The sequence below is a fragment of the Providencia sp. R33 genome (assembly GCF_019343475.1).
GTDB lineage: Bacteria > Pseudomonadota > Gammaproteobacteria > Enterobacterales > Enterobacteriaceae > Providencia.
In genome coordinates, this window is sequence record NZ_CP072453.1 from 4,616,433 (window position 1) to 4,630,501 (window position 14,069).

At 40.9% G+C, this 14,069-nt stretch carries 9 protein-coding genes; 4 read left to right on the top strand and 5 right to left on the bottom strand.

Going from position 1 to position 14,069, the window contains the following annotated elements; translation table 11 throughout:
- Positions 1 to 15 precede the first annotated feature (15 nt).
- Positions 16 to 5,313, top strand: coding sequence for a DUF637 domain-containing protein (locus J6836_RS21405; protein WP_255586279.1), 5,298 nt, complete (start codon positions 16 to 18; stop codon positions 5,311 to 5,313).
- Positions 5,310 to 5,915, top strand: coding sequence for a hypothetical protein (locus J6836_RS21410; RefSeq protein ID WP_219245827.1), 606 nt, complete (start codon positions 5,310 to 5,312; stop codon positions 5,913 to 5,915). The genes J6836_RS21405 and J6836_RS21410 overlap by 4 nt, the downstream gene beginning before the upstream one ends.
- Before the next feature lie 139 nt (positions 5,916 to 6,054).
- Here the strand turns inward: J6836_RS21410 and J6836_RS21415 are convergent, their stop codons facing one another.
- The 4 genes from J6836_RS21415 to J6836_RS21430 all read right to left on the bottom strand — a co-directional run bounded on the left by J6836_RS21415 (position 6,055) and on the right by J6836_RS21430 (position 9,785).
- Positions 6,055 to 8,061, bottom strand: a complete 2,007-nt coding sequence (locus tag J6836_RS21415) for a BCCT family transporter (protein WP_219245828.1) — start codon at positions 8,059 to 8,061, stop codon at positions 6,055 to 6,057.
- A 430-nt stretch (positions 8,062 to 8,491) separates the two neighbouring features.
- Positions 8,492 to 8,758, bottom strand: a complete 267-nt coding sequence (locus J6836_RS21420; protein WP_219245829.1) for a DksA/TraR family C4-type zinc finger protein — start codon at positions 8,756 to 8,758, stop codon at positions 8,492 to 8,494.
- A gap of 73 nt (positions 8,759 to 8,831) precedes the next feature.
- Entirely contained in the window at positions 8,832 to 9,272 is a 441-nt protein-coding gene (locus tag J6836_RS21425; RefSeq protein ID WP_219245830.1) for a GNAT family N-acetyltransferase, read from the bottom strand.
- A 189-nt stretch (positions 9,273 to 9,461) separates the two neighbouring features.
- A complete protein-coding gene (locus J6836_RS21430) occupies positions 9,462 to 9,785 on the bottom strand; it encodes a hypothetical protein (protein ID WP_219245831.1) in 324 nt (107 codons plus the stop codon).
- A gap of 290 nt (positions 9,786 to 10,075) precedes the next feature.
- On the opposite strand from J6836_RS21430, the gene J6836_RS21435 reads away from it, so the two are divergent.
- Positions 10,076 to 10,762 (top strand): DUF421 domain-containing protein, encoded by a 687-nt coding sequence (locus J6836_RS21435; protein WP_219245832.1) that lies wholly within the window; start codon positions 10,076 to 10,078, stop codon positions 10,760 to 10,762.
- Positions 10,763 to 10,811: 49 nt separating this feature from the next.
- Here J6836_RS21435 and cptA read toward each other — a convergent pair whose 3' ends face one another.
- Entirely contained in the window at positions 10,812 to 12,521 is a 1,710-nt protein-coding gene (gene cptA, locus J6836_RS21440; RefSeq protein WP_219245833.1) for a phosphoethanolamine transferase CptA, read from the bottom strand.
- Between the two features lie 363 nt (positions 12,522 to 12,884).
- Between cptA and J6836_RS21445 the strand changes: the two genes are divergently transcribed.
- On the top strand, positions 12,885 to 14,063 hold the full coding sequence (locus J6836_RS21445) for an NAD-binding protein (RefSeq protein ID WP_219245834.1): 1,179 nt from the start codon (positions 12,885 to 12,887) through the stop codon (positions 14,061 to 14,063).
- Positions 14,064 to 14,069 lie beyond the last annotated feature (6 nt).

Below are 14,069 nucleotides of genomic sequence, written 5' to 3' on the forward strand. Positions count from 1 at the left end.
TTTAAAGGATTATTTATGCTCAATGAACAGTTGCCTTCGCGCCCTAAGCGGCTATTAAGTTACACCATTATTTTATTAACGGCTGTCTACCCTTTACATCCCGCTTGGGGTGCAGCCATGACGGCGGCAGATAAAAACACCCAAGTCAGCCAACAAAATAATATTCCAGTTATTAATATTGCCACGCCGAATGGGGCGGGGATATCACACAATAAATTCCAAGACTTCAATGTGGATAAACAAGGCGCGGTACTCAATAACGCCACCAGCAATGTGAACTCCCAAATTGCCGGGCAAATCAAAGCCAATGCTAACTTAAAGGGGAATGCTGCCAATCTGATTATTAACGAAGTCACAGGCAGTAGCCGCTCAGAATTACAAGGAAAGCTGGAAGTAGCTGGCAAAGGGGCGAATGTCTTAATTGCCAACCCAAATGGGATTACCTGTAATGGCTGTAGCTTTGTAAATACCCCTGCGATTACCTTGACCACGGGGAAACCCATTCTGGATAACAAGGGGGCTTTGTCTGCGATTGAGGTAAAAAAAGGCAGTGTGGTTATCGGCGCTAATGGTATGAATGCCGAAGCGCAAACCTATGCCGATATTATCAGCCGCGCCACCGAATTGAATGGGCAAATCAAAGCTAAGAACTTGACTCTGATGCAAGGCACCAACCGTGTCGACTTTCAAAAAGGCACCGTAACACCGATTGCGGGTGAAGGGACAAAACCCAGTATTTCGGTAGATACCAAAGCACTGGGCGGCATGTACGCCAACCAAGTTAAATTGGTCAGTACTGAGGCGGGGGTGGGAATTAACCTCAGTAATGTGCAAATCAACCAAAATGACCTGACATTAACTGTCGATGGCAAAATTACCCTTGCAGGCAATATTCAAGGGAAAAAAGACATTAATGTCAGCACCAAAAATCTGCAAATTAATGCCAATGCAAACGTGAATGCCACCAAGGACATCACATTAGCCACCAATACCCTGACCAATAACGGGAAAGTTATCGCTGGTAAGGATATGCGTGTCTTTGCCGAGTCGGTCAGCAATACGGGCAATAGTGCGCTTATTCAGGCACAAGATAATCTGTGGATGCAGAAAAATGCCAAGGGGGATTTGAGCACCCTGATTGAAAATAAATCGGGAACGATAAAGACCAATACCGGGGATTTGGTTGTTCGGACGAAGAAATTGACTAATTCAGCAATAACATCGCCTATAAAGATATCCGATATCAATGCGACTACCAGTGATAAAAATGGCTCTTATGTGTCTTCTTTTTTTGGTAAAAGGCAAGGAGTTGTATCGATTATTTCACTCTATCCCCGATTAGAAAGTTTTCCCTATAAAAAATGGTTTGGGGAGATGGATTTTATCAACAATGACAGTATTAATGTTGAACGAAAACAGTATTCTAGCCAGGGATATGTAGGTGCTATAACATCAGGAAAAAATACCTATATTAATGCAAATGATTTAGTGAATGACTTTGGAAAAATCACTGCAAAAAATAACATAATATTGACGGGACAGAACGCATCTGTTGGCTCATTTAACTCAGGGAAATTAGATCTTTGGTATAAATATGATACATCTAATGCTGATTTAGGGCAATTTGCAGATGAAAGTGATGATACAGGAACTTACGATATATTTTATGTTAGTGAGCCAATAGACTTTAAATTGCTCGATAAATTCTATTCTTGGTCTCCTGATGTATTAAGTTATCAGTCTATATCTGCGGGAAATAATGTTGTTCTTGATTTTAAAAACACTATTAACCTTGAAAGCAAACTTCCTAGCACCGAAAAACCTATAGCGAAAATAATGCAAGTAGGTGCTCCTTCCTTTGCCATTACCGCAAAAAATATTATCTTAAATTCTAATAATATAAATATTTCCTCCAACTTACAGTCTGGAAATGACCTGTCTATTATCGCGGGTCAAAATATCAATATTAATAATGCACAGCTCGTAGCCAATCAATCACAAAGCCTAATTGCGAATAACGACCTTAATCTTAAACAAGTCAATTTAACCGCGAAAGACAGTACGTTAATTGCCAAAAATGGCAATATCTCGTACAGCTTAAACCCTGTCTCTGCCTTTAAAGATAATGCGTTATCTCTCCCAGTTATTAACGCTGCGAATTCGTTACATATCCAAGCGGGTAAAAATGTCACTTTCGATAATGCGCAATTAGCTAAAACGAATAAACTCACCCTCAGTGCCAATGACAATATCGTTATTCGCCGCGATGAATCCAATCTAATGAAACTCGCGGCTTTAGAGCCAGTCGCAAATATCAATGCGTTACTCACGAAAACAGGAAATTGGGCTAGTTCGGGGGAAATCAACCTCACCGCAGGTAAAAACATTGAAGCACGGGGTATAACCTTTAACAGTGGAAAATCCCTGACGCTCAATGCGGGTCAAGATATTATTTTAGGTTCTAAAGCCATTAAAGATGTCGACAATGTATTTAAAACTAATCGATATCCAGAATTGAGCTCTCAACTTATTGCGAATGGCAATATTACGTTAAATGCCGCTCGTGATATTGATTTGCAATCCGCCAATCTCCAATCCAAAGACAAGCTCACTGCATTGTCAGGTCGTGATATTAAATTAACCGCTACCGCCTACTCTGCCATTCCCAACCCTAATGAAGATAACCAAGATGTGCGCTATGTGACCTCAACCCTTTCAGGGGATAAAGGCGTCACTCTTGCTTCTAATGGTGCATTAACCGCGCAAGGTAGCACAATCAAATCCCTAGATGACATCACCATTTCCAGTGGGGGAAATGTACGCTTAGAGTCTGTCAAAACCCAATATCGCAAGCAATCAGGTAAACGATTTGAAGAGTTATATCGCCAAATTGGCACTGAAATTAACAGTGGAAAAAACCTGACTATGTTGTCAGAGGGAAGCATCCTCTTCCAAGCGTCTCGTCTCGTTGCCAAAGGTGCGATGGATATTGCGGCAAAAGGCGGGTATCTCTACGCACAAGCGATGGAAGAAACCAGCCACTATGAAGAGCAAAGTAAAAAGTGCAATAAATGGACGCTTTGTATCACCAAAAAAGATGTCAAAAAAACGCGCAGTGAAACGACGAATAAAGTCACTGAATTTACCGCTGGCGGCGATATTAATTTGTACGCCAAGGATGATGTCACGTTAGAAGCCACCAAAATTAATGCGGGCAAGAATGCCAAAATCACCAGCCAAACAGGTAAGGTAAATTTTAAAGCGGTGAAGAACACCACTTTTGAGCAAGTGATTACTAACTCGAAAGGGTTTTATATCACCCAACGTAATAAAGGGTATACCGAAGATAAATGGATTTTACCGAGCCTTCATATCGGCGGGAAATTAACTGTTGATGCGAATAAAGGCATTACCGCAGATGTTAAAGCCAAAAATAACCAAAGCTTACAAAATGCCCTTAATGCCCTTGGACAAACCGAAGGCACAAAGTGGCTTGCGGGTCTAAAAGACCGCAAGGATGTGCAATGGGGATTAGTTAAGGATGCGTATGATAGCTGGGATTATAAAAGTCAAAGCTTAAACCCAGTCGCTTCAGCGTTAATCATGATAACTGTTGCAGCGATGACATCGGGTACTGCATCGCAGTTTGCCGCTTGGGCAGCATCAGGAACAAGTGGAACCACCGCAGCGGTCATCTCAGGCGCAGCCTATTCAGGTATGACAGCACTTTCCACGCAAGCGGCGGTCGCGCTGGCAGAAAACCAAGGAAATCTATCCAAAACACTTAACTCGCTGGGTAAAAGTGATACCGTCAAATCTATTATCACTCAGATGGTGATTTCAGGGGCACTTAATGGCCTTGATGCCAAGATGGGCTGGACGACAGGTAACCCCGCTGATGCCAAATTACCACTATTAAGCAATGGAGATTGGAATAAAGTCGCACAGCGTGTTGCCGCGCAATCCGTGATTAGTTCTACCGTGAACACAACAATTCAAGGTGGCAGCTTCACCGATAACTTCAAGAATGCCTTACTCAGTAATATCGGGAGTCAGATTAATGCCGAAGGCGCAAAGCTGATTGGTGATAACGGTGAAATTTTAGAGCATACAGGTAAATTATTAAGTCACTCAGTTGTCGCAGGTGTGAGTGCTGAAATAGCAGGGGGAGATGCAAAAGGCGCAGTTGTTGGTGCGTTAGCTGCCGAGTTAGCTGCAATAACATTGAACAGCAAATTGTTTGAATCCAAATATCTCAATGAGCAAGAAAGACAACTCGCATTGCTACAAGATGCAATTAAGGGTAATGAGGCCAAAACTCAATTTACCAAAGTATTAGGCGGGTTTGCAGGGGCATTAATCACTCATAAGCCAGAAGGGGCATTTTCTGCCGCTAATTCAGCTGAATTGGTTTATACGTATAATTATACAGAGCATCAACTCCAGCAAATAATTATAGAGAACAATCTCGATATGATGGCGGCGGCTAAAGGAGATAAAGCCGCCGCACAAAGAGTTGCTGCAAGAGAACAAGCTGCTGGAGTGGTGGGGTTAGTTGCTGTCGGCGGGGTAGCAATCATTCTCGGAGGTGAAATAGTTGTTGCCGCAACGCCAGAAATTGCGGAAGGGCTAAAATTAGGTTTCATTGGATGTAAAGCCAGCCTCAGTTTTTGTGCTAATAAGCTAGGCTTAGTGGTTGCAGATATAGCTGCACCTGAAGCTGCATTATCGACAGGCGCAATTGGAGGTGCGGGTTATAAAGTTGTAGTGAGTTCTGAAGAGGCACTCAAATCATTAAAAAATGCAATACCAACCACCTCAAAAGAGTTATTGGCTTCCGGTAAGCTTAATATTTCAAAATTAATCCCTATTATAGAAAAAGAGCAGTTGCATGCCTCTGCGACTAAAAAATTGATTGAGGAGATCAATCGATTCCCGTCTAAGACGCAGGCTACAAATACAGCCACCATGATAGGTGCGTATGATCCTGTAACAGGAAAGATAGCTATTGGATACAGCGATGGTAAAATTTCAGCTGAAATGCTGAACAAGGACACTGTAATTTATGTTAAGAAACAACTTGGAGTTGAAATAGGTGAATATACAAAATTTTGTAAAAATACAGTTGGTGCTTGTGCTGAGGTATCAGCAGCAGACTCGTTGATCAGCCAAGGAGTCAAGCCAGAAAATATCCGATTTACCCAAGCGGTCAGGCCGCGAGAGGTTTGGGGAAAAGATACCATTCCGATAAAAGCAATAAAAGAAACATGTGATAATTGCCTAATTACATGGCCAACAGGAGTAGATAAATGAGTATTTTAGATATTAATTGGGAACCTAGTTTTGGTTCGGTTTTTACTTGGTTTGCTATGGATAAAAACGGAAAAATCGCTGTCATGATTAATAATAGTTTTGGTGATTTACCTAAATCGTTACTGGCGATTAGTAATGTTACAGAACTATTGAATGATTTAAATGAATACATGTGGGAAGAATCAGCAACCTTTGTAAACTATCCCCTCAATAAAGATGGCTCAGCTATTTTAGATTTATATTCATCATGTCTTTATCGACATCTATCTTCGAAAAAAGAAGTTGAAGAGTGCATAGAAAACGAGTTAATGACTTCGGGACATTACAGTGATACTAATCTGTCAGTCAATAAAGGTTTCTTTATTTATCAAGCTATAGAAGGCAATAACCCTGGGGATGATTACCCCGTTGGCTATGATAGTGAAACTAAGATGGGGGATTATTTTCGTTATTTGATGCCAACTATTTATGCTTCAATTGACGATTTTCCCAAAGAGTTGCGCCATGGAATTGCAGTATCAGATACCATTGATTTCACTGCAGACCAATTATTCGATAATAATAAAATTAGTGAGTATTTTCCTCGTATGTACCATGATTAAGACTATGGGCCATTATACGAAAAAAATAAAACATGACGAAAATTAGGAAAGTATCATAAGTACCCGCCATCTTTACGTAACGATGGCGGGTACTGTTGAGTAAACTTTAGCCTCTAACGCCTAAATTTTCTCTTTTGGGCTACTTACCCAGCAAGTGTAAGAAGTGAATATGTTTTTCATATTGGTCGAGAATATCGTGGATGATCTGCTCTTTTGCCCAGCCCATCACATCGTAGTCTTGGCCGCCTTCTTTTAAGTGGATTTCAGCGCGGTAATAGCGTTGTTCTTCACTCTTTTCGTCATCTGTTTCCGTGCCCATACCCGCTAAGGCAAAAGATGGCTGAACATAGTAACGTAGGCGAACTTCGTAGAAAAAGTTCATATCGTCGCCTAAATCCACCTCAAAACCGATTCTGTCATCTTTGTCTGTGTGAATATGGCAAACCGTGCCTTGCTTAGCGAGTTCTTCAGAAACCATCTCCATTGACGGCTTAACAGACTCTTCCATAAAGCGCTTCACATGGGCACGCTTAGGGAAATAGACAATATTGCGCAAGCGACGTTGCCATGGAATTGGGTTACGGCTTGCCGTAGGCGCAATCGTCGCTAATTGCTGGCTATCGCGCTTATAAGCATCCACTCGCAACGCTTTAAATAACCCATAAATAGAGGCAAGCAAGACCATTGCAAACGGTAAGGCGCTGGCAATGGTGAGAGTTTGCAGCGCTTGTAAGCCACCCGCCAGTAACATGGTAATAGCCACGACGCCCATCAGCCCAGCCCAGAAAATACGTTGCCAAATTGGGGTATTAGAGTCACCGCCAGAGGCCAGTGTATCGACCACCATCGCCCCTGAGTCCGCCGAGGTGACAAAGAATACGACTACCATCAACATGGCAAAAAATGACAATGCAGAGGAAAATGGGAAATAATTCAAGAACTCAAACAAGGCAAGGGAGACATCCGATTGCACGGTTTCGGCGAGCTTTACCGCTCCTTGGTTCTTGATAAGGTCAATGGCAGTATTACCGAAGAACGTCATCCACATCAATGTGAACCCAGCAGGCACGAATAACACGCCCATGACAAACTCACGGATAGTACGACCACGGGAAATTCGCGCGATAAACATCCCTACAAACGGTGACCATGATAACCACCAACCCCAATACAGTAACGTCCAGCCACCTAACCAATCGCTTGATTTAGGTTCATAGGCGTACAAATTAAAGGTTTTGGTCACAATCTCAGAAAGATAACCGCCCGTATTTTCCACAAACGATTTTAATAACAGAACAGTCGGCCCCAATATTACAATCAGCAACAGCAGCAAGAACGCGAGACCTAAGTTAAGTTCGGATAAAATGCGAATGCCTTTATCCAACCCTGAGACCACAGAAAGCGTTGCCAGTGCGGTAAAGGTGACGATTAACCCCACTTGCACCATTTCATTCACCGGCCAGCCAAACAAGTGGTTTAGACCCGCATTGACCTGCAATACACCGAAGCCTAATGAAGTGGCAACACCAAACACCGTACCAACGACTGCAAAGATATCAACGGCATGGCCAATAGGGCCATAAATGCGATCGCCAATAATTGGATACAGTGCAGAGCGTAGTGTCAGGGGTAACCCGTGGCGATAACTAAAAAACGCTAAAATTAAGGCAACAATGGCGTAAATGGCCCAAGCGTGTAAGCCCCAGTGGAAGAAGGTCAAACGCATGGCTTCTTTTGCCGCTTCAATGGTTTGGGCTTCACCCACAGGCGGGTTGAGGTAATGCATCACGGGCTCAGCGACCCCGAAGAACATCAAACCAATCCCCATACCTGCGGAAAACAGCATGGCAAACCACGACACATAACTAAAATTTGGCTGCGCGTGGTCTGGCCCCAGTTTTATTTGCCCATAACGGGAGAGTCCCAGATAAGTCACACTCAGTAGGATAATGGCTACAGCAAGGATGTAGAACCAACTGGCGTTGTTAAACAAGTTTTGTTGAAGATGACTTAGATGAGATTCTGCGACTTTTGGCATCAGTGCGGCAAAGCCAACAATAACCAAAATAATAATGGCAGAGCTATAAAACACTGGGGGACTAATTTTAGAACGAACTTTTTTCGAATCAGTAGCAATTTGACTCATAACAACCTTCTTTTGTTTTATTTTATTTTTGGCATACCAAGAGTGAGAAGGGTATGCAACGACCTGTCCTTCTTAATGAAACAATGGATAATTGCGAAAATATTCCCTAAGGGAACGTAATAGAAAGAACAATAAAAACGCGTTATACGTGGTGTTGTTGACAGTGAAAACTGCCGAAAAAAATGATAAATATCGAGTCTTTGCCACCTCGGGAAGTTAAAAAATAGGCGGTTATACTGCCATGATATGGATGAATGATCAACAATAGGGGGAAATAAGATTGGTTAAATGGATGGAATATCATGTTAATTATCAATTTATTAATCATTAAGAATGATAAATTTACATGTTTTACCAATAAGTTAAGGAAGATAGGTGAAAGTCACTATTAACTTGTTATAAAGTGCGGATTAGTTGATGATAAAACGTATTATCTCAATTGGCTATCCTTACTCCCACGCCGATTATAACCACTAAAAGCGGCTTGTTTTTTATCTAGTTCAGATTGGCACTTTAGACAGAGTTTCACGCCTAATACGGCTAATCGGCGTGCTTCAGGAATAGGTTCGCCGCACTCTTCGCAAAATTCGGCGCTTTCGCCTGAAGGCAATTGGCCACGTGCCTTCGCAATTGCGTCATCTAGCGTGGCATCAATTTGTTCCTGCACTGCATCTTCATTTGCCCAGCCATTAGCCATAGCACACCTCTAATTGATTAATAATTGACCTAACATTAATATAGAGGCGAGAACAGTAATTTCAAGGGCAGGGTTAACGGTTTAAAGATAAGCTCATAAAAATATGGTCCATGCCATCTTCATCGTACATTTCCCCTTCGGTTTGATAGCCTAAGCTTTGGTAGAACGCAATGGCGGTGTGTTGGGCTGAAAGTCCGATTTTTTGATGCTGATTTTCAGCGCCATATTGCTGGACAAATTTCATCATTTCACGCCCTAAGCCTTTGCCGCGGTGCGTTTTTTGCACGGCTACACGTCCGACTTTGATCAGCCCATCATCTAAAAATACACAGCGCAAAACCGCTGCAGGTTGCTGGTTTAAATATAAAACCACATGCAGTGCGGCATCATCATATTCATCCACATCAATGTCAGCGGGGAAGCCTTGTTCTTGAGTGAAAACTTGCTGGCGTAGGTCAAAAGCATCTACGACCAGTGCAGGGTTTGCATGGCCAAGGCTGTGTTTGATTTCCATGGAGAGTCCTAGTATTGACGTCATAAAATAAAAGAAGGTTTACTATATAACGAGATAGCCATTGGAACAGGTAGGTTTTGGTGCTTTTTAGGATGTTAATAGATAAAACAGGCAAATGCAGGTGAAAAACCTGCATTTGAGGTAATGATTAAGTGCGATTGCAGCGCGCTTAGCGTACTTTTTTAAACATTACTTATTCTCTGTTTTTGCATCATTTTCAGCTTTGATGGATTCTGTTTTTTCTTTAACGTCAGTTGCCACTTCATCAGCTTTATTGATGGCATCTGTTTTAACTTTTTGACCAAGTGCAGAAGCATCTTGTTTCAGCTCCTCTGCTTTATTTTTTGTTGCTTCAGTAAGTTCATTGGCTTTTTGTTCGCCATCGGCCTTGAGTTGCTGAGCTTTTTCTTCAGCTTGCTTAACAGTATCGCTAGGTTTAGATGAGTCATCACAGCCTGTTATGACAGTAAATAGACCGACAAAGAATAATGAAGCGATGATTTTCTTTTTCATAAACATGTCCTTAGAATTAAGTGAGATTAAAACTATTTATCAGCATTAATACTTGTGCTCATCGTTTAATATAGCTGAGTTTAAGCTTTTTATAAAACCAATGGATGAATTTTTGAAATATTAAAATGATTTTTGGTTTTCTGGCATTGTTAATTTCTATCTTATGCTGAATATTCATGGTTTTTAATGGTTGGGGAAGTTATCGCACCTAAAGCTCAATAGACAGGCTAAACTGATTGCACAAGAAGCAAAAAAAACGTTTTAAATTAGGTAAATAAAAGGATAGCAATATGACGTACTATTATTCGTTTATCATTTTAAAGTTCATTATTGGTTTCGCTATCGTTATTACCCATATGAATTTATCTGGAAAAACACAGCTCTCCCAAATGACTCCGATTGATTTTATTGGTAATTTTGTTTTAGGGGGGATTATTGGAGGGGTGATTTATAGTGATACGATACCGCTGTATCAATATATAACGATTTTAATGATTGGTGTCTTATTTATTAGCTCTTTGAATTTATTAACAAAAAAAGTGAACTTTTTCCGTAATGTGGCGATTGGCAACCCAATACCGATTATTAAAAAGGGGCAATTCATTATGGAAAATATACTCAAGAAAAAAAATAAAATAGATATCATCAATATCTCATCGCGTATTCATGCCCAAGGTATTCATTCATTTCAAGAAATTTACTACGCACAAATTGAGCCTGACGGGCAACTGACCATCATTTGTGATGAAAAAAATATGCCTTCGGTTATTTTAATGAAAGATGGTGTGATAAGAACCAGTGAGTTGGAATCGATAGAAAGGGATGAAGCTTGGTTAAAACAACAGATTGAATTTCAAGGTATTGAATCACTTGATGATATTTTCTTAGCGGAGTTCTGGCGTGGTGAAGTCACTTTTATTTTGCAAGATGGCAAAATAAACCGCGAAGGTACACATGAACTAAAAAGCATTGCTTAAGGTAGGCAAGTAGATGAAATGCAATGCACTCCATCTACTTGTAATGACATTACTTCTTCAAATCATCATAAAGCATGATTGAGGACTTATTATCAGGGTCACCGATATAACGAAGCTGAGGCTTAAACTCTGTGCTAAACAGGCTCTTTTCTGGTTCATAACCTGTGTAGTTGAAGCCCGCTAAGTCAGACCATGCGTAGATAAAATCCATCGTACTAAATGGACGGGTTGTTTTATCATTTAAATCAAACTGATGGGTACTTAACCATTCAGGTGATTGCCAAACAAGAAACGGCACATTGTAGATAACCTTGCTTGGTTTACCTTCACTACGGCCTAACATCTCATGTGGTGGTGTATCATAGACATCTTCCCCGTGGTCAGAGAAAAAGACTAAGAAGCCATTTTCTTTTGAAGAATCAAAGTCTTTAATTAAGGTAGACACCACATAATCATTATAATGCTGTGCATTATCATAGGCGTTGTAATCTTTGACTTGGTCATCTTTCAGGTTAGCTGGTACCAAACTGTCCCTTTGCGTAAACACCGCTTTATCTTCAGGGTAGCGGAATTCATAACGCATATGGGTCCCTAGCAGATGCACCACGATAAATTTCTTTTCTGCTGGGTCGGCAAGGGCTTCTTTGAACGGGTCGAACACCACGTCATCGTAGATACGCGAACTCTGAGCCATATCATTATTGAGGTAATACTGCTTATCGGTCTGGCGAGAGAAGGCCGTCAGTAGAGTATTTCGCTCAGTCATGGTTTGCTGATTGGTGATCCAAAACGTTTTAAAGCCTGCTTGCTTCATCATATTCATGATAGAAGGGCGGGAGTTAAACAGTTCAGGCTCAGTCTGGGTCGCAAACGTGAGAATTTGTTGTAGAGCTTCAATGGTATACGGACGAGGGGTTACAACATCATTAAATACCGATAAGTTAGCGGGGTAGTCTTTTGCCAGCTCAGCTAATTCAGGGGTCGTTGGGCGCTGATAACCGTACAGGCTCATTCTATCGCGGCTGGTGGACTCACCAATCACTAATACGAAAGTTCGTGGTGTACTGCCATTAGCATCCACAAAGTTCGCAAGTGGTGGAATTTTGCTGTTATCGCGGATCAGCTCTTCCATATTGGCTAACTGATTTTTATAGAGGAAGTAACCACTAACAAACTGCCATGGTGCGGCGTAAGCCAATTTGCTATTCACATAGGAAGCCACATTTGGCAGTGGTCTATCTTGTTTGATGCCTTTGTTGTAGTACGGCACACCAAATAAAATGACCAATATCAGCAAGGAAACAACCACGTTGCCTTTTTTCGGTATATAAACCGGTTTTAGGCGTGACCACAAGAAAATAGCCACTAAGGTATAGGCAAGAATGACGCCAACCACTTTAAAACTAAAGTATTGTTTGAGGAATTCCCCTGCTTCATTGGTATTGGTTTCAAACATCACAAACATCACGCTTTGCGATATTTGATGGCCGTAAACCACAAAGTAAGCGAGGGCGACCACAGAAGATAGCCACAAGATGACCCCAATAACCCCTGAGATAAGCTTAATTTTCCGTGGGAAAAGTAAGGCAGGGATTAACCATAATGAGCTATACAGCAGTGAATCTCTCAGCCCGATGCTGTTACTTTGGCCAGTGACGACCACATAAAGCTGCAATAACGATGAGAAATACCAAAAGTAGATTAATAGCCAGAACAGCGATAACCAGCTAAATTTCTCTGTGCGTGTAATGTTGAGCATAGTATTTTTAAACTCTTATTTTCTTTAATCGCGAAGTAATATTGAAAAATAATCGAAAAATCGTTTTTTAGATTTACTGGCCTAACTTAAGTTCAATAATAGTTTGGTCATCTATAGTAAATCTTTAAGTATTTCTTAATGTTATGTTTTTTTTGGCTAAATGGCGCTGAGTGCAATCCATTTTAGCTCATCACCTAATAAGATGATTTTCAATTATAGACGATGTTTTATCATTCATAATCTAAATGACAAGATAACGAATTATCGTTTGTTATCGGGCTAGCCGAATTGATATTATCTTTTGTTATATTTATGGTATATAAAAAGTTTTAATGGTTTGCTGAGAAAGGGTGAGAGTCCGTCATGTTAGATAACGCGTTTGTGGCTTTTTTGAGATCATCCTTAACGATTAGGATCGTACTTTCTATTTTGATCATCATTGATGGTTCGATGATTTTAAAACCCGTATTAAGCGCTTATACAGATTACATTGACTGGCGTGAAAGTGGTTTTACTGAATGGTTAAAATCATTAGGGTTTATGAAATTATTGGATATTCCGCGCTTTTTACTCGGTATTTCACTTATTTTCCTTTCTCTCTTTATGTTAAACGGTGCGCGTATCGCTTGGATTTTTGCTCTGTTTTTATTAGGAATAATTTCATTTGTTGACCTACGACTCGCGCAAGAAAATATTCACCAAGGTTATTTTTCACTGTCCTTATTTACTGCATTAGGGCTATTTTGGAAGCTTTATCATCACCACAGCTTAACCAGTGCCGGCTTTGTGGCAATCACTTGTATTATCTCGTTATTGTTATATTCCATTTTTGGCACCCTCTATATTGGCAATGAATTCTTACCTATCGTAAAAGATGGCACCACGGCCTTTTATTTCGCATTAGTGTGCATGACGACTGTTGGTTTTGGCGATATTGTGCCTGTAACGTTAGATGCTAGGGTCTTTACTGTTACGGTGATTATTTTAGGGATCACTATTTTTACCACTTCAGTGGTGTATGTTGTTGGCGTATTGGCAAAAGGCACAAAAGAAATTGTGCGCAAGAGGTTTTCATATATGAAAAATCATTATGTGGTGATTGGTAGCACGCCAATGGCGGTCAATGTGTATCAAGGGTTAAAAAAACGCGAGCTACCTGTGGCGGTTATTTGCCAAGAAAATCACCGTAGCCATTACCCTGAAAAAGACAATATTGTCACAGGCGACCCTACCAGTTCGGAGCTACTTGCCGCCGCGAATGTTAAACATGCAAAGTGCGTGCTTATCATGACGGACAGTGACTCACTCAGTACGTTTGCTTTATTGGGTGTCAGGGAATTAGCGGGCAACGATAGCACTGTGAAAACTGTTGTCTTGATCAACCAAGAAAGCAATATGGATAAAATTCGTTTGCTTAAACCCGACATGTTATTTTCGTTATCAACCTTAGGTTCTGAAGTTTTGATGCAAGTGCTTTGCGGTGAAGCAATATCGAGTGACTCCATCAGTGATATGCTGTTGAACAAAATTGCCAAACCTTAGAATAAT